Source organism: Desulfovibrio sp. ZJ746, assembly GCF_011039155.1.
In the GTDB taxonomy this organism is placed as follows: Bacteria; Desulfobacterota; Desulfovibrionia; order Desulfovibrionales; family Desulfovibrionaceae; genus Desulfovibrio.
This window is the reverse complement of the sequence record NZ_JAAKEK010000011.1, coordinates 1-15,332: the sequence shown is the minus strand read 5'-3', so window position 1 is coordinate 15,332 and position 15,332 is coordinate 1. Positions and strand designations below refer to the sequence as shown.

13 protein-coding genes and 1 pseudogene are annotated in these 15,332 nt (G+C 71.5%); 5 read left to right on the top strand and 9 right to left on the bottom strand.

What is annotated here, in order from left to right; all coding sequences use genetic code 11:
- The 8 genes from G7Y54_RS12290 to G7Y54_RS12255 form a co-directional block, all read right to left on the bottom strand.
- Nucleotides 1-973 (bottom strand): translation initiation factor IF-2 N-terminal domain-containing protein (locus tag G7Y54_RS12290; RefSeq protein ID WP_206214962.1); only part of this gene is annotated, 973 nt, incomplete at its 3' end.
- Nucleotides 961-1,233, bottom strand: a complete 273-nt coding sequence (locus G7Y54_RS12285; RefSeq protein WP_165078655.1) for a YlxR family protein — start codon at nucleotides 1,231-1,233, stop codon at nucleotides 961-963. The genes G7Y54_RS12290 and G7Y54_RS12285, both read right to left, overlap by 13 nt.
- Complete coding sequence (gene nusA / locus G7Y54_RS12280) at nucleotides 1,226-2,560, bottom strand: transcription termination factor NusA (protein ID WP_165078654.1); 1,335 nt, start codon at nucleotides 2,558-2,560, stop codon at nucleotides 1,226-1,228. Before nusA ends, G7Y54_RS12285 begins: the two co-directional genes overlap by 8 nt.
- A complete protein-coding gene (rimP, locus tag G7Y54_RS12275; protein WP_165078653.1) occupies nucleotides 2,550-3,257 on the bottom strand; it encodes a ribosome maturation factor RimP in 708 nt (235 codons plus the stop codon). The genes nusA and rimP overlap by 11 nt, the downstream gene beginning before the upstream one ends.
- Before the next feature lie 300 nt (nucleotides 3,258-3,557).
- Nucleotides 3,558-5,768 (bottom strand): hypothetical protein, encoded by a 2,211-nt coding sequence (locus tag G7Y54_RS12270; RefSeq protein WP_165078652.1) that lies wholly within the window; start codon nucleotides 5,766-5,768, stop codon nucleotides 3,558-3,560.
- Between the two features lie 35 nt (nucleotides 5,769-5,803).
- Complete coding sequence (locus G7Y54_RS12265; protein ID WP_165078651.1) at nucleotides 5,804-7,816, bottom strand: hypothetical protein; 2,013 nt, start codon at nucleotides 7,814-7,816, stop codon at nucleotides 5,804-5,806.
- Between the two features lie 2 nt (nucleotides 7,817-7,818).
- A complete protein-coding gene (mazG, locus tag G7Y54_RS12260) occupies nucleotides 7,819-8,664 on the bottom strand; it encodes a nucleoside triphosphate pyrophosphohydrolase (RefSeq protein WP_165078650.1) in 846 nt (281 codons plus the stop codon).
- Nucleotides 8,665-8,684: 20 nt separating this feature from the next.
- Nucleotides 8,685-9,173 carry a CvpA family protein gene (locus tag G7Y54_RS12255; protein ID WP_165078649.1) on the bottom strand — a complete coding sequence of 163 codons (489 nt, stop codon included), beginning with the start codon at nucleotides 9,171-9,173 and terminating at the stop codon, nucleotides 8,685-8,687.
- Nucleotides 9,174-9,395: 222 nt separating this feature from the next.
- On the opposite strand from G7Y54_RS12255, the gene G7Y54_RS12250 reads away from it, so the two are divergent.
- Genes G7Y54_RS12250 through purE form a run of 3 tightly spaced genes read left to right on the top strand, consistent with a single transcriptional unit; the run spans nucleotide 9,396 to nucleotide 12,962 of the window.
- Nucleotides 9,396-11,102: a VCBS repeat-containing protein gene (locus G7Y54_RS12250; protein WP_165078648.1), complete on the top strand. Its 1,707-nt coding sequence runs from the start codon at nucleotides 9,396-9,398 to the stop codon at nucleotides 11,100-11,102.
- A 43-nt stretch (nucleotides 11,103-11,145) separates the two neighbouring features.
- Nucleotides 11,146-12,429, top strand: a complete 1,284-nt coding sequence (gene purD, locus G7Y54_RS12245) for a phosphoribosylamine--glycine ligase (RefSeq protein WP_165078647.1) — start codon at nucleotides 11,146-11,148, stop codon at nucleotides 12,427-12,429.
- A gap of 29 nt (nucleotides 12,430-12,458) precedes the next feature.
- Nucleotides 12,459-12,962 carry a 5-(carboxyamino)imidazole ribonucleotide mutase gene (gene purE, locus G7Y54_RS12240; protein WP_165078646.1) on the top strand — a complete coding sequence of 168 codons (504 nt, stop codon included), beginning with the start codon at nucleotides 12,459-12,461 and terminating at the stop codon, nucleotides 12,960-12,962.
- Between the two features lie 450 nt (nucleotides 12,963-13,412).
- Here purE and G7Y54_RS12235 read toward each other — a convergent pair whose 3' ends face one another.
- On the bottom strand, nucleotides 13,413-14,228 hold the full coding sequence (locus G7Y54_RS12235; protein ID WP_165078645.1) for an exodeoxyribonuclease III: 816 nt from the start codon (nucleotides 14,226-14,228) through the stop codon (nucleotides 13,413-13,415).
- A gap of 163 nt (nucleotides 14,229-14,391) precedes the next feature.
- On the opposite strand from G7Y54_RS12235, the gene G7Y54_RS12230 reads away from it, so the two are divergent.
- Nucleotides 14,392-14,988, top strand: coding sequence for an IMP cyclohydrolase (locus G7Y54_RS12230; RefSeq protein WP_165078644.1), 597 nt, complete (start codon nucleotides 14,392-14,394; stop codon nucleotides 14,986-14,988).
- An 11-nt stretch (nucleotides 14,989-14,999) separates the two neighbouring features.
- Nucleotides 15,000-15,245, top strand: a pseudogene (locus G7Y54_RS12710) (GTPase HflX); the annotation flags it as partial.
- Nucleotides 15,246-15,332: the final 87 nt, after the last annotated feature.

Sequence of the window (15,332 nt, the reverse complement as noted above, 5' to 3'; positions counted from 1 at the left end):
GGCCGTCGCGGTAGCCCCCGCGCGAGCCGGGCGCGCCCTGGGACGCCGGGCGCGGCTGGCTGCCCGGGGCGGGGCGGGAAATGATGCGCACCTGCGGCGCGGCGTCCTGCCGGGCGCCGCGGGCGCGTTCGTCGCCCTCGGCGTCGGCCTCGGCCTCGCGGCGCGACTCGCTGCGCGGCGGCAGGGTGGGCGCCGAGGAGCCTTCGGGCACGGCCGAGGCGTCGGGCCGCGCGATGCGCGAGAGCTTGGCGCTCTTTTCGGCCGGTTCGGGCCGGGAGGCCTGCTCGGGCGCCACGGACTCTTCGGCCCCGGGGGCTTCCGCCTTTTCGGCCGCTTCGGGGATGGCGGCTTCGGCCGGCTTCGCCGCCGGCACTTCTTCGGCCTGGGGAGCCTGGGCAGCGGGCTCGGCGGCATCGGCTTTGGCGCCTTCGGCCTTGGGGGCCTCGGCTGCGGGCGCGGCTGCCTTGGGGGCTTCGGCCTTGGGCGCGGCAGCGGCGGCCTCACCGGGCCGGCTGATGACGCGCGCCCCGGCGGGGCGGCGGCCGGCCACGGCTTCGGCAGCGGCTTTGGGCGCGGCCTCAGGGGCAGCTTCGGGGGCGGGAGCTGCCTTGGCGCGGGGCGCGGCTCCGCCCTCCGGGGCCTCGGCTTTCGCGGCCTTCGGGGCTTCCGCGGGCCTCGCCGCTTCCGGCTCGGGCGCGGCTTCCGCGGCCGGGGGGGCTGCCGGGGCTTCAGGCGCGGGCGCCTCCTTGCGGCGGCGGCGGACAATGACATTGGGCTGCACCGTGGTGCGTTCCACCGTGCTTTCCTTGCGCGCGGCGAAGTGCGCGCGCAGGCGGCCGGCCTCCTCCTCGTCCACGGAGCCGGCCATGCTCTTGGCCGAGACGCCGAGCTCGCGCAGGGCCGGGAGCATGTCCCGCGTGGGCACGCCGAGCTCGCTCGCGAGGTCCTTCACCTTGATCTTTATTTCTGCCATATGGCCCCCTTGCTCCTCCCGGCGGCAGCGCGCGAGCGCCGCCCCCGCTGCCGCGTTCCCGGCCTGTACTTCTCGAACCTGCGTCCGCAGGCCGGGTCGGGGCACAGGTAAAAGCCCCTGCCCGGGCTTTGCTGTGCCTCGTCAATGATCAAAATCCCTTCCGGCGCCAGCACATGGCGGGAAAGCTCCGCCTTGGCGAAGCGGCGACGGCAGATGACGCACATCCGCACAGGGCCGCAGATGGCGCCGGCTTCAGGCATCCGCGCCGTCCTTCGCCGCGCCTTCCGCCGGCACTTCCTCCGCGGCTTCCACCGTGAGGCTCACGGCCGAGGGCTCGGGATCATCCTCCACCACGGGCGCGAGGAAGTTGATGGCCGAGCGCAGGTCGGAAATGCGCGCCTCGCTGATGCCGAGCTTGTCCGAAAGCTCCTCGTCCGTGGCCTCGCGCAAGCTCGCGAGCGACGAATAGCCCGCGGCGAGCAGCGCCTCGATGGAGACCTCGGCCACACTCGCCACCTGCTCGAGGCCGTGGCCGATGGCGTTGGCCTCGTTGTAGCGCGTCTCGGTGAAGATATCGACCTTCCAGCCCAGCAGGCGCGCGGCGAGCTTCACGTTCTGGCCCTTGCGGCCGATGGAGTTGGTGAGCTGGTCGTCGGGCACGATGACCTCGAGCAGGTTCTCCTCCTCGTCCACCACGATGCGCGAGACGAGCGCCGGCGCGAGGGCGTTGCGCGCATAGGTGGCGATGTCCGGGCTCCAGACCACGATGTCGATGCGCTCGCCGTGCAGTTCCTGCACGATGTTCTGGATGCGCGAGCCGCGCACGCCCACGCAGGCGCCCACCGGGTCCACGTCGCGCTCGCGCGAGATGACCGCCACCTTGGCGCGGGAGCCGGGATCGCGCGCGACGCCCATGATCTGCACCACGCCGTCGTCCACCTCGGGCACCTCGCGGCGGAAGAGCGCGGCCATGTAGTCGCGGTGCGCGCGGGAGATGACCACCTGCGGGCCCCGGCCCTCCTTGCGCACGTCGATGATCAGCGCCTGGAGGCGGTCGCCGCGCTTGTAATGCTCGCGGGGGATCTGCTCCTCGCGGGGCAGGATGGCCTCGGTGCGGCCGAGGTTGACCACCCAGCCGCCCTTGTCGCGCCGCTGCACGATGCCGGAGACGATCTCGCCCACGCGATCTTTGTATTCCTCGTAGATGATCTCCTGCTCGGCGTCGCGCATGCGCTGGATGATGACCTGCTTGGCCGACTGCGCGGCGATGCGCCCCAGGTCCTCCACCTTGACGCGGAAGCCCATCTCGTCGTCGAGCTGCACCGAGGGGTCGTGCTCGCGGGCTTCGGCGAGCGCGATCTGGGTGTCCTCGTTGGCCACATCGCCGTCCTCGACCACGATTTTGAACTGGTAGACCTCAATGTCGCCGGTTTCGTCATTATAGGTCACTTCCACGTCCATGTCCTCGCTGAAGCGGCGCAGCACGGACATCCGCACGGCCTCCTCCAGGGTGTCGATGAGCATGTCGCGGTCAAGGCCCTTGTCCTTGCTGATCTGGTCAATGGCCTTCTTGAGCTCAAGATTCATGTCTGCCTCCGGCGGCCGCGCGGACGCGGCCGGCTTGGCTGGGATGGCGGGCCCGTCCCTTGCCGGGCCCCTTCCCGGGCTTGGCGGGCTTCTGAAAAACGGGGATGCGGGAGGCCCTGCGCACTTCGGCCCAGGGGAGATGCACCGGGGCGCCGCCCTCGGGGCGCACCTCGCCGTCGGCCGAGACGGCGCAGGGCTCGAGGGTGAAACCCTCGGCGTCCACGCCCGTGAGCCGGCCGCGCCAGCGCAGGCGCGGGGCCGCGCCGCCCTCGCCTTCGGGCGTCACGGGGGAGGCGAGGCGCGCTTCCACAAGGTCGCCCACATAGGGGGCCATCTGGTCAAGGCTGAAAAAGCGGCGGTCAAGGCCCGGGGAGGACACTTCCAGCACCCAGGCTTCGGGCACGCAGTCCTCCACGTCCATGGCGAGGCCGAGCTCACGCGAGATCTCCTCGCACTGGTCGATGCTCGCCGAACCGGGCTCGGCGAAAGCGGCTTCCGTGACGGCTTCCGCGGCTTCTTCCGCGGGCGGCTCAGCCCCGGCGCTGCCGGCAGCCTGCGCCGGCCGGGGCACATCCACGAACACGCGCACCTTGGTGCGCCCGCCGGGCAGCACTTCCACGCCCCAGAGCTCGAGCCCCTGCGCCCGGACGAGCGGGCTCACGAGGCGGGTGACGGTTTCTTCAAGAGTTTCCGGCATGGCCCTTGTCACTCTCCTGCGGTGGGGCCGGCGTGGACCGGCCCGGCGCCGGGACAAAAAAAAGGGGGCCCCTCAAGGCCTCCCCACATGAACGGACACTGGCGGTCGCCCCGCCTGCGGGCGAGCCCGCACTCCCCGTTCGAGGACGCAGCGGCCCGCCCCGAAAAACCACGGGAACACAGGGCGAAACCACTTGAACGCGCCTTGAATACGCAGTTTCGCCTCCCCTGTCAAGCGCAAAGACGCCATGCCCGGGAAGATCCCGCGGCATGGCGTCCTTGGGGCAAAAACGAGCGTCCGCTAGAGCTCGGTGACAGGCTCCCGGGCGGGCGCATCCCGCGGCGCCTGTTCCGGGGCGGCTTCGGGCGCCTGTTCCGGGGCGGGCACGGCTTCTGGCGCCCGAACTTCAGGAATGGCCGGAGCTTCGGGGTTTTCCGGGGTTTCGGGCACGGCGGGTGCCTCCTGCGCCTCGGGAACGGCCGGCGCCGCCTGCGCTTCGGGCACGGGCGCGGGCTCGGGAGCCGCTTCTGGCGCCGCGGGCGCTTCGGGCGCCACAGCTTCGGGAGCCGGGGCGCTCTCTGGCTGTGCCGGCACTTCGGTTGGCGCCGGGGCTACGGCCGGCGCTTCGGGAAGCGCCGGGGCGGCCTCGGGAGCCGCCGCTTCGGGCGCGGGCGCCACGGGCTCCCCGGGGGCGGGTTCCGCCGGCACGGGCGGCACGGGCGCCGGCTCGATGGGTTCCGGCAGCGGTGCCGCCGAGGCCGGGGGCTCCGGCGCGTGCCTGGGCATGAGCTGCGCCTGTGCGGCCTTCTGGATGGCCGGGAGCGTCGCAAGCCCGCAGGCCGGCACATGGGCCAGTTCCGGCGCGATGAGCAGGGTGGCCGGCTGCGCCAGGAGGACGCTGATCACGCTGGCCGCCACGAGACCCCCGCCGCCGTGCTCGCCGCGCACGAAGTGGGCCATGATGACCGCGCCCAGAAGGCACAGGCCGCCGAGCACGGGCATGCCCGGCATGCCGCGCAGGGCCGCGAGGAGCTGGCCGTCAAGGCTCACGGGCGAGAGGCCCGCGAGCGCGCCCTGGGTGAGCTCGAAGCTCGCGCCGAGCAGCACGATGGCCGCCGCCAGAAGAAGCAGGGAGGCGCAGGCGTAGAGCAAATGCCCGGAAAGGCGCGGCAGGGCGAGGATGGCCTTGCCGAGCAGGGGCGCGGCGAGGCAGGCCAGCGCCACGGCAATCATCCGCGCCTGGCCCGCGGGCACGCAGGGCGTGAGCAGGAGGCCGGCCACGAGGGCCGTCCACAGCAGGGCCGCGCCGCCCGAGCGCCGCGACGCGGCGAGGTCGCGCGGGGCTTCTCGCAGCACCCGGAACCAGGAAACGCCGAAGACGGCGAGGATCCACGGCACGAGGCCCACTCCGGCCACGCAGGCGGCGAGCCACCAGTGACCGGGCAGCGGCCACGGCTTCTGCACGGCGCGGCCGAAGAGCTGGGCGAGATAGCCGCCGTCATCCCCGCCGAGCATGATGGCCGCAAGCCACGCGCCCACGAGGAGCAGGAGGAACAGGAACCCGAGCACCGCGTCCAGCGCCTGCGCGCGGCGGAAGCCCCCCCGCCACACGAGGAAGCAGAAGCTCGCGATGAGCGGCACGGCGAGGAAGAAGGGCCCCCCGGTGAGCCCGGCGAGGCCGGAGAGGGCGAAGCCCGCGGGCAGCGAGCACCAGGCATGCGACGTTTGCCAGCCGCGGCAGAAGCAGACCAGCGAAAAGACCATGAGCGCGGAGGCGAGCGCCGCCGGCCCGGTGAAATGCCCCAGCGGCGCGAAGAGCGGCGCGGCGAGAAGCACCAGCCCCGCCGCCAGCGCGGCCTTGGCGCCAAAGCCCGCGGCCCGCGCGAGGCCCCACACGGCGATGAGCGCGAGCGCCGTGGCCAGCGCCCCGGCCAGCGGAAAGAGCGGGTCGGGCGAGCCCGTGAGCATCACCGGCAGCGGCGCCAACATGCCCAGGAACCACGTGAAGAAGGGCCAGTGGGCCACGCCGTCGGCCCCGGGCGTGAGCCACGCGCTCTGGGCCATGGAGAGGAAGAAGGCCTCGATGTTCCGGGCCTCCGCCGGGCAGTAGAGCCCGTTGCCGGCAAGCGCGTGCCAGAAATCCGGCCAGACCTGCGCCGCCAGGATGACGAGCAGGAAGAGCGGCCCGAGACGGCTCAGGAAGCTGAAGACGCGCTCGCAGCGGTCGGGGCGCGGGGAGGCTCCGCCCCCGGCGGCTTCCGATTGGGCGAGGGCCGCGGCCACCGTGTCGCCATGGCGCCCGGGAGCGGCGGCAGCCTCCGCGGGAGCTTCCGGGGCAGATTCAGGAGCAGCCTCCGCGGCGCCTTCCGGGGACACATCGGCGGCGTCCGCGGGGGATTCGGGGCCGGCTTCCGGCTGCGCCGCTTCGGCCGCTTCGCCGGCAGGGGCTTTTTCCGTCAGCGGGCTTTCATCCTTGCCAGTGGTGGCCGTGGTCGTCTCGGCGTCGCTCATGGCTGGCTCCTTGTGAACAGAGTTAAGGGCGCGGTTCAGTGTCCAAGAAGTACATGCCGGCATTGGCGGCCGTCAAGCTCCACCTCCACGCCGCGGCCCCCGGCCCCAAGGCGCGGGGGCGCAAGGCCGGGCGCGGCCTGCGCGGCGTCGGTGGCGGAACCCACGCTTTGGGGCAGCGGCAGGGTGAGCGTGCGCCGTTTCGGCGAGGCGTTGCCCACGGTGAGCCACATGCCGCCTTCGGGGAGCGCGCTTACTGCCGCGAGCCAGCCGTCCGTGCCCCCGCTCACGGCCACAAGACGCCCCAGGGCCAGGCCGGACGCCTTGCGCGCCAGAAGCAGCCGGCCCACGGCGCGCAAGAAGCTGTCCGCCCGGCCCTCCTGCTCCGCCAGCGTGCCGAAGGCCAGCCGCAGGGGTTGCGCCGTGCCGGCGCGCCCCGGCGCGCCTTCCCAGAGGGGCGTGAGCCCCTCGGGGGCGCCTGCGGACGCGATGGCGCCCGTGAGCTCCTGCGGGCTCACGAAGGCGAGCCCCGGGAGGCCGATGCGCCAGCCGAGCAGGAACAGGCAGGCCTCGCGCAGGGCGCGGCCATCTGTGGCCCCGGCCGGAGGTGTTGCGGGGAGCCCGAGGGCGCGCAGGGCCAGCGCGGCGGGCGTCTCCCCGTCCGCAGCCGGCCCGAGCCCCCCCTCCCCCAAGGGTCCGCGCGCCAGGCGGCTCTGGTCCACGCCTTCGGCCAGGGCGGCGCGCAAAAGCCCGGCCAGCGGCGCCGCATCGCCTGTCAGGAGCGCCCGGGCGGCGGCCTTGGGTGTTGCGGCGTCGCGGGTGAAATCAACGGGCCCGGCGAGGACGAGCGGCGCGAGCGCGGGCGGCAGGGCGTCGGCCTGAAGCGCCCAGCCGCCGTAGCGGTGGATCTCGCGCGCGGCCTCGTCCAGCGCCTCAAGGCCCGGCGCCAGGGCGGCGCGCCCAAGGGGCGCCTCCACCGCCGCCCCACCTTCCGGCGCCACGTCAAGACCCATCAGGGCCTCGAACCTGAGGCCGGTGAGCGCCTGGCCCTCGAGGCCGGTCTGGCGGATGCTGGCCGCGGAAAAGATGCGCCGCGCGCGGCCCGTGGGGTCCTGCCAGTGGAGCACCGGCGCAAGCACATGCGGCCCGTGGCGGTAGACCCAGCGCCGCAGCTGGCCGTCCGCCCCGCGCACCTCCCCGGTGACGGCCCAGCCCGAGGGCGCGGCCCAGGAAAGGCGGTCGCGCAGGAGCGCGGGCGGGAGCAGACCGCGCTCCGCAAGGCGCGCCACCCCTGCGGCGTCCAGCGGCCGGCAGTCCCACTCGCCCCGGGCCTCGGGCAAATCGCCCCAGGCCTCGGGCGGCACGGAAATCATGGCATAGACCCCGGCGAAGCGCGGCACCTGCCGGGCCTGGAGGATGAAGTCCGGGCCAAGGCCCGTGGCCGCCGGGATGAGCTCCCCGCCGAGCTGGACGCCCGCTTCCTCGGCCATGGCGGCGAGGCGCGCGAAGTCCTCGGGGCTTCCCCACGCCGGGTCGGGCGTGAGCGAGGCCGGGGCGTCCGGGCGCCGGCTGTCGCCGGGCTCCGCGGCTTCCGCCGGGCTTTCCGCCGTCCAGATGCCGGCGCGCTCGCCCACGGGCGCGAGGAAGAGCCCTTCCAAGCCAAGGGCGGGCAGTTTCTCCGGCAGGCGCGCGGCCCCGAGGGCGGCGAAGAGTGGCCGCGGCGCGGCGAGGGAGCGGGCATCCAGCGAGAGCCAGTTGGGCGCGGCGCGCAAAAGCACGGGCACGCGCACGGCCTCGCCGCTGTTGTGCCAGAGGCGTTCGGTGCCCGAGACCTGGGCTGCGAGCTCAGGGGCCTGGCCGAGCATGGATTGCCGCTCCAGCCATTGCAGGTAGCCGGGGTCGGCGCGGGGCAGGCCGCTCGCCGCGGGCGGCGCCGCGTGCGGGGCGCGACGGACGCAGCCACCCAGCAGCAGGAGCAGGCACGCGACCGCAAGCGCGCAGAAGAGGAGGGAACGAACAAGGGCGGCCGGCGCGGGACGCCCGGGCGCCACGGCTAGGCCTCCGCCCCGGGCGTGCCGGCGGCGCAGGCTCCTCCGGCGGGGGCGCCCTCCTCCGCCTTTGCCTCGTTCCAGAGCTCGTCCTTTTCGTCCAGCGAAAGGGCCGCGAAGTCGAGGCCGCGCTCGCGCGCCAGCTCCTCCATGCGGGCAAAGCGCCGCAAAAAGCGGTTGTCGGCGGCGTCCAGCGCGTCATTGGCCTTGATGCCCTTGCGCCGCCCGAGCTCCACGAGGGAAAAGATGAGGTCGCCGAGCTCGTGCTTCTGGGCCGCGTTGTCGTCGCCGGCCGAGACATCCAGCCATTCGAGCCATTCGGCCTCCACCTGCTGCTCCACCTCCTCGTCGGTGGGCCAGGTGAAGCCCACGCGCGCGGCCTTGGAGTGGATGCGGTAGGCCTTGGTGAGCGGCGGCAGGCTCGCGGGGAGGCTTGCGAACAGGCCCTGCGGCGCGCCCGCGGCCTCGTGCTCGGCGCGCTTGATGGCCTCCCAGCGGGCGAGCTGGGCGTCGAGGTCGGGGAAGGTCTCGCCGGCGAAGACATGCGGGTGGCGGCGCACCATCTTGGCGCGGTTCTCGGTGAGCGCGTCGGCAAGGGTGAATTCCCCGCGCTTCTCGTACATGCCGGCCACGAACAGCAGGAGAAAGGCCACGTCGCCCAGCTCCTCGCGCACGGCGGCCGCGTCGCCCGCGCGCAGCGCCGCCGCCAGCTCGTGGCTTTCTTCAATGATATATTCGGCCATGCTCTCCGGCGTCTGCGCCCTGTCCCAGGGGCAGCCGTCCGGCGCGGTGAGCCGGCCTATCACCTCACCGAGGGCGGCAAGGGCGCACGAGCTGCGGTCATCTTTCATGAGATCCCTCCCAGGCCGTGTCAGAGGCCGAGCTTCGCCGCGATGTCCTGCGGCAGCCATTCCCGAAGCTGCCCCACCAGGGCGTGAAAATAGGGCATGACGCGCGAATCGCGCATGAAGGCGTCGTTCTGGAACAGTTTTTCCGCCACGATGAGCACGAGCGCCCAGATGAGCACGCCCTTGGCTAGCCCGAAGACGCCGCCGGCGAGCCTGTCCGCCCAGGAGGCGAAGGAAAAGGCCACCAGCTTCTTCACGAGCCGCGCAATGAGGCCCACGGCCAGCATGATGCCCGCGAACACGAGCCCCCAGGCCGCGAACGTGCGCCAGCCCTCGCCGGAAATAAAGGTCAGGTGCGGCGACACGAGCCCGTGAAAGGCCCGGGCGCCCCAGAAGCCGCCCAAAAGCGAGACCACGCCCGCCACCTCGCCCACCAGGCCCACGCGCGCGCCGCGCAGGGTGAAAAAGACAAGGGTGAGGATGATGACGAGATCGAAGATGTCCTGTCCCATAGGCCGGCCTCCCCGCCCAGCGCCGCGACCATAGCAGAAGGCCGCCCCGGAGACAATGGCGCGGCCGCCCCGGTGCGCGAGGGGCGCGAGGGGCGCCGCAGGCCATCCGGGAGGGCCGGCCCCCCGGGCCCCCGCGCACGCGCGCCACGGTTGCGCCACGGGCCGGGAACGGCTATAGTGCGCCCGGCGCGACCTCGCGCCCAAAACCCAAGGAGTCCCGGGATGAAACCTGCCCCGCGCCTTTTGCTCGCGCTTTCGCTCGCCATGGCCGTCCTCTGCCTGGGGGTGATCGCGCATGCCGCCCAGCCCTCGCAAAAATCCTTTGTCATCGCGCCCTTCACGGTCAACGCGCCGCAAAGCTACAGCTATCTCGCCAAGGCGGTGCCCGGCACCATCCAGGGCAAGCTCAACCGGCCTGGCGTGCTCGAGGGCAAGAGCCTCCAGGGCAAGGCCCTTTCGGCGGCCGAGGCGCGCAAGGCGCTGGCCTCTTCCGGGGCGGATTACGCCGTCTTCGGCACGGTCAACGTCATGGGCAATGACTGCGCCATCGAGGTCAACTGCGTGGACAAGGCCGGCAAGACGTGGAGCCGCACGGTGGAGGCCCCGGTGAGCGGGCTCACCGGCGCGGTGCAGAACGTGAGCGCGGCGCTCGGCTCCGAGGTGATGGGCGTGACCGTGGCCGCCAGGCCCGCCTTCATGACGCGCCAGCCCGGCCAGACGGCGCCCGCGGGCGCCCGCGCGGCCGGCGGCGAGATCATCGTCAACGAGACCGGACAGCAGCAGACCTACCTCAACCCGCAGTTCCGCTACCAGGGCGCCGGCGCCGCGGACGGCTCGCGCCTGCGCAGCCAGCGCATCAAGGAAAACATGGTGGACATGGCCGTGGCCGACTTCAACGGCGACGGCAAGAACGAGATCGCCTTTCTGGGCGACCACACCCTCACCATCTACCTCTGGGAGGAAGGGGGCCGGCTCAAGCAGCTCGGCACGACCACGGTCTCGGCATCCAACCTGAATTTCTCCATGCGCGCCATGGACCTCAACCGCGACGGCGCCTCCGACCTCGTCATCGCCACCTTTGAGGAAGAGAGCAACCGGCCCTATTCCTATTTCTTCTCCTTCAAGGGCAACAAGCTCACCCAGTGCGCCGAGCGCATCCCCTATTTCGCCAGCGTCCTGCGCACGCCGCCCAACTTCACGCCCACCCTGGTGGGCCAGGGCTTCGACAGCATCAAGCTCTTCGCGCCCGGCGTGCACCTGCTCGTCAAGCAGGGCAACAAGTACGCCCTCGGCGCGCGCCTGAGCCTGCCCACCGGGGCCACGGTGTTCAACGTGGCCTGGATACCGGCCGGCAAGGACAATTCCAGCGACATGCTCGCCATGCTCACCGACGACGAGCGCGTCAAGCTCTTCCAGGCCAACGGCTCAACGCCGGTGCACACCACCATGGAGCGCTTTTCCGGCTCGGCCACGGGCATGGATTTTTACAAGACCATGCCCGGCCTCGGCATCGACAAGACAGGCCAGCTCCCGGGCAAGATTTATGCGCCCATGCGCATGATCGCCGCCGACCTCGGCCGCACGGGCGAGCATGTGCTCATGCTCAACAAGCCCATCTCCACGGCCTCGCAGTTCTTTGACCGCTACCGCTTCTTCCCGCAGGGCGAGATCCACGCCCTCTACTGGGACGGCGTGGGCCTGGCCCTCAAGTGGAAGACCCGGCGCATCAAGGGCTCCGTGGCCGAGATCGACCTCGCCGACGTGACCAATGACGGCATCGTCGACCTCGTGGTCGGCGTCAACACCTCGCCCGAGCTCGGCATCGGGAGCCGGCAGTCCATGATCCTCGCCTATCCGCTCGACGTTTCGCAGATGGACCCCAATGCGCCGGCGGACATGAGCGACTTTGAGGTCAACCCCAACCGCTAGGCCGGACTGCCAGATCGGACAGGCAGGGACGCAAGGAGGCAGCGTGCGCATTCTCGTCATCGGTTCAGGAGGCCGCGAGCACGCGCTCGCCTGGAAGCTCGGCCAGGCGGCCGAAGCCGTCTTCGTGGCGCCGGGCAACGGCGGCACCGGGGAGGGCAAGGTGCGCAACGTCGCCCTTGCCGTGGACGACCTCGACGGCATCGTGGACTTTTGCCGGCGCGAGCATATCGACCTCGTGGTGCCCGGGCCGGAGCTGCCGCTCACCCTGGGCATCGCCGACAGGCTCACCGAGGCCGGCATTCCCTGCTTCGGCCCGGACGCCTATTGCGCGCGGATGGAAGGCAGCAAGAGCTTCGCCAAGGAGGTCATGGCGGCGGCCGGGGTGCCCACGGCGGCCTGCGCGGTGTTCACCGACGCCGAAGCCGCGCGGGAGCATATCCGCAAGAGCAAAGTCCCGCCGGTCATCAAGGCCGACGGCCTCGCCGCGGGCAAGGGCGTGGTGGTGGCGCGCACGACCGAAGAAGCCCTTGAGGCGGTGGATTCCATGCTCAAGGACAAGGCCTTCGGCGCCGCCGGCGCGCGCGTCCTGCTCGAGGAGCGGCTGGATGGCGAGGAGGTCTCCCTGCTCTGCCTCTGCGACGGCGAGCGCGCGGTGCCCCTGCCCTCGGCGCAGGACCACAAGGCCGCGCGGGACAACGACGAGGGCCCCAATACCGGCGGCATGGGCGCCTACAGCCCGGCCCCGGTGCTCCCGGACGAAAAGCTGGAGGAGCTGGCCGACATCGCCGTGCGCCCGGTGCTCCGCGAGCTCGCGCGGCGCGGCCATCCCTTCCGCGGCGTGCTCTACGCGGGCCTGATGATGACGCCCGACGGGCCCAAGGTGCTGGAATACAATGTGCGCTTCGGCGACCCGGAGTGCCAGCCCCTGCTCATGCGCCTTGAGGGCGACCTCGCGGCGCTCATGCTGGACTGCGTGCGGGGGAAGCTCGACCCGGGCGCCCTCTCCTGGAGCGACAGGACCGCGCTCGGCGTGGTGCTCGCCGCCAAGGGCTATCCCGGGAGCTACGAGAAGGGCATGCCCCTCGAGGGGCTTTCCGAGGCCGATGCGCTACCCGGGGTCAAGGTCTTCCACAGCGGCACGCGCACGGAAGGCGGCAAGACCGTCTCCGCCGGGGGCCGGGTGCTCTGCGTGACCGCGCTCGGCGACGACCTCGCCGACGCGCAGGCGAAAGCCTATGCGGCGGTAGAGAAAATCACCATGCCCGGGAGCTTTTACCGCCGCGACATCGGCGCCAAGGGCCTCAGGCGCCTCGCCGCGAAGAACTGAAACGCCGGAAAACACGGGAGGGAGCGCCCATGGCGCATGTGGTCATCCTCATGGGCTCGCAGTCGGACGAGCCAACCATCGCGCCCTGCGCGGACGTGCTGCGCGAGCTCGGCGTGCCCTTCGTGCTGACCGTGAGCTCGGCGCACCGCACGCCCGAGCGCACCGAAGCCATCGTGGCCAGTGAGGAAGCGGCCGGCGCGGCCGTCTTCATCTGCGCGGCGGGCATGGCCGCGCATCTCGCCGGGGCCGTGGCCGCGCGCACCCTGAAGCCGGTCATCGGCATCCCGGTGAGCGGTTCCTCGCTCGGCGGCATGGACGCCCTGCTCTCCACCGTGCAGATGCCGCCCGGCTTTCCGGTGGCGACCGTGGCCCTCGACAAGGCCGGCGCGCGCAACGCCGCGTGGCTCGCCGCGCAGATCCTCGCGCTCACGGACGCGGCGCTCGCCGGGCGCCTTGCCGAGGCCCGCAGGAAGATGCGCGAGGCCGTGACGAAAGCCGGGGACGAGCTGCGGCGCAAGTACGCGGGCGGCTAGCCCGGGCACTTTTGTCCATACGTTTGGTTCCACGGTTGACGGCCCTTCCGCCTTCCGTCTGGAGCGAAGCGGAAGACGGGTGCTGCGAACGGATGGCGGCGCGAAGCGCCGTGCCCGTTGGCGAGCAAAGCGAGCCCCACGGGCATCGACAGCAGCGATGGTGCCGGAAGAATCCTAAAAAATAAGATTTTTCAGTGCTTGCAAGGAAGATAAAAATTGCGCTAGCCGTTGGCGAGGCCACGAGCCTTGCGCCAGCCGTCGGCGAGCTTGCGAGCCATACGGATGGCGACAGCGGTTTCGTTGAATGATTGCCGCGTTACCTAACTGCTGTCTCCATCCGTAGCTTCCTGCGTCGCAACGGCTGGAGCAAGGCTGTTTTTGACGGATAATTTCGGCGTTACAGATGCCGCGCGGACGCAGCACAAACGCAAAAGCAAACGCTTCCCGCGCTCAGTCCTCCCCCACGCGCAGGGCCACGCCCACCGGGCAATGGTCCGAGCCGTACACGTCGCTTTCTATCCACGCGTCCACGATGGCCGGGGCCAGCTCCCCGGACACGAAGAAATAGTCGAGCCGCCAGCCCACGTTGCGCGGCCGCGCCCTGGCCTTGTACGACCACCATGTATACTTCTCCGGCACGTCTCCGTGGACGTGGCGGAAGGTGTCCACATAGCCCAGTGTCTTGAAGCGCTTCATGAAGTCGCGCTCCACGGGCAGGAAGCCCGTGGTCTTCTCATTGTCCTTGGGCCGGGCGAGGTCGATGGGCTCGCAGGCGATGTTGAAATCCCCGCAGACCACCACGGGCTTGGTTTGGCGGCACTTCTGGGCATAGTCCACGAAGGCCTCGAAAAAGCCCATCTTGTAGCCGAGCCGCTTGAAGCCGCCCGTGGGGCGGCCGTCCGCGTCCAGCTCCTCGGCGCCGCCGTTGGGGAAATAGCCGTTGAAATAGTGGAACCACGGAAATTCGAGGTGCAGCAGGCGCCCCTCGCCCTGCCAGGCGGGGTCGGGGAGCTCGTATTCCACCTTGAGCGGCTCGATGCGGCTGAAGACCGCCACGCCCGAATAGCCCTTGCGCACGGTGCACGGGTCCCACCAGGCCCGCCAGCCCTCGGGGTCGCGCACGGGCTCCGGCACCTGCTCGGGGCTCGCCTTGGTCTCCTGCAGGCCCACCACCTGCGCGTCCGTTTCGCTGAACCAGCGCCAGTCCGGCTTGGCCGAGACCGCGCGCACGCCGTTCACATTCCAGGAAACAAGCTTGACAAGCATGGCGCCTCCCCAACCCAGCATAGCCGCAGGCGGGGCGCGAGTGCAAGCGGCGCCAAGCGGGCCTGCGCCGTTGCGGCGCCCCCGCTTTTGCGCTAATAAAACACGGCGCCCGCCCGGGCGCACTGGCCCTTCTTTCACGCCGTCATTTATGGAGGGAGCGCATATGGAGCTTCTGCGCGTGCGGCGCGCCATCTTGAGCGTCACGGACAAGAGCGGCCTTGCGGCTTTCGCCGCCTTTCTCGCCAGCCGCGGCGTGGAGCTCGTCTCCACGGGCGGCACGCAAAAAATGCTCGAGGCCGAGGGCCTGCCCGTCACGGCGGTGAGCACGGTGACGGGCTTCCCGGAAATCCTCGGCGGCCGCGTCAAGACGCTGCACCCCAAGATCCACGCCGGCATCCTCGCCAACAAGGACGACCCGCTGCACATGGACACCCTGGCCGAAAAGGGCATCCGCCCCTTCGACCTCGTGTGCGTCAACCTCTACGACTTCGCGGGCGCGGTGGAACGCCGCCTTTCGCTGGAGCAGGCCGTGGAGGAGATCGACATCGGCGGCCCCTGCATGCTGCGCGCCGCGGCCAAGAACTTCCACAGCGTGCTCGTGGTGCCCTCGCCCCAGTGGTACGGGCCGGCCATGGAGGAGCTGGGCGGCCACGACATGTGCGTGGGCCTGGAGTTCCGGCAGCTCATGGCCTCGCGCGCCTTTGAGGCGACCTCGCGCTATGACGCGCTCATCGCGTCCTACCTCCGGCCGTCGGCCTAGCGGGGGCTGTCATTCCCAAATCGGAAGGCAATCTCCAGGGGCTCAAGCCGAGCCAGCTCACGGCCCTGAACCGGCTCTTCAACCGCCGCTTCCCGGCCGCGGATGTCTACACCATCGACCAGGCGCGGGAGCTGGCCCTGCTCTCGCGCTCGCTCGGCCGGCAAATCGGCCTCGTCATCGACCGCAAGGGCCGCGTGCGCATGGTCATCGTGGGGACGCCCGGCGGCATCCTCATCCCGGAGCTCCCGCGCGGCCGCGGCGCCACCGGCGCCCCGGAGGGGGACAGCGCGCCGCCCCCCGGCGCCCGGCTCCGGCCCCACCGCCCCGGGCGCCCCTCCGCCCGG

Excerpts from the sequence above, each read along its gene's own strand:
- G7Y54_RS12285 (WP_165078655.1), bottom strand. The coding sequence starts at position 1,233 with ATGCCTGAAGCCGGCGCCATCTGCGGCCCTGTGCGGATGTGCGTCATC.
- nusA (WP_165078654.1), bottom strand. The coding sequence starts at position 2,560 with ATGAATCTTGAGCTCAAGAAGGCCATTGACCAGATCAGCAAGGACAAG.
- rimP (WP_165078653.1), bottom strand. The coding sequence starts at position 3,257 with ATGCCGGAAACTCTTGAAGAAACCGTCACCCGCCTCGTGAGCCCGCTC.
- G7Y54_RS12270 (WP_165078652.1), bottom strand. The coding sequence starts at position 5,768 with ATGAGCGACGCCGAGACGACCACGGCCACCACTGGCAAGGATGAAAGC.
- mazG (WP_165078650.1), bottom strand. The coding sequence starts at position 8,664 with ATGAAAGATGACCGCAGCTCGTGCGCCCTTGCCGCCCTCGGTGAGGTG.
- G7Y54_RS12255 (WP_165078649.1), bottom strand. The coding sequence starts at position 9,173 with ATGGGACAGGACATCTTCGATCTCGTCATCATCCTCACCCTTGTCTTT.
- G7Y54_RS12250 (WP_165078648.1), top strand. The coding sequence starts at position 9,396 with ATGAAACCTGCCCCGCGCCTTTTGCTCGCGCTTTCGCTCGCCATGGCC.
- purE (WP_165078646.1), top strand. The coding sequence starts at position 12,459 with ATGGCGCATGTGGTCATCCTCATGGGCTCGCAGTCGGACGAGCCAACC.
- G7Y54_RS12235 (WP_165078645.1), bottom strand. The coding sequence starts at position 14,228 with ATGCTTGTCAAGCTTGTTTCCTGGAATGTGAACGGCGTGCGCGCGGTC.
- G7Y54_RS12230 (WP_165078644.1), top strand. The coding sequence starts at position 14,392 with ATGGAGCTTCTGCGCGTGCGGCGCGCCATCTTGAGCGTCACGGACAAG.